The sequence below is a fragment of the Pedococcus sp. P1_H8 genome, assembly GCF_056405175.1.
In genome coordinates this window covers 1-428 of record NZ_JBFUCP010000267.1, presented here as the reverse complement: position 1 = coordinate 428, position 428 = coordinate 1, and the positions used below count along the sequence as shown (strand labels likewise).

Sequence of the window (428 nt, the reverse complement as noted above, 5' to 3'; positions counted from 1 at the left end):
TCGGTGCCGCGGCCCCGGCCATCGGCCTGCTGGTGCTGTTCTACCTCGCGACCCGGACCACCGGATTCTGGATCGGGGTGCTGCCGATCGCCTTCTACTCCCTACTTCCGGTGCTGCGCAACACGATCCTCGGCTACCAGCAGGTCGATCCCGCGCTGATCGACGCCGGGCGCGGCCAGGGCATGTCCGCGCGCACGGTGCTCCGCCGCGTCGAGTTCCCGATGGCCGTGCCGTACATCCTGGCCGGCCTGCGCACCTCGCTGGTGCTGGCGGTCGGCACCGCGACGCTGTGCTTCCTGGTCAGCGCCGGCGGGCTCGGCATCCTCATCGACACGGGGTACAAGCTGCGCGACAACGTGACCCTGGTCGTCGGCGCCGTCCTCGCGGTCTCGCTGGCGCTGCTCGTCGACTGGCTCGGGGCCCTGGCC

The 428-nt window shown here is 71.5% G+C and carries 1 protein-coding gene; it reads left to right on the top strand.

What is annotated here, in order from left to right:
• On the top strand, positions 1–428 hold a 428-nt coding region (locus AC1DYG_RS19930; protein WP_477641578.1), incomplete at both ends, for an ABC transporter permease.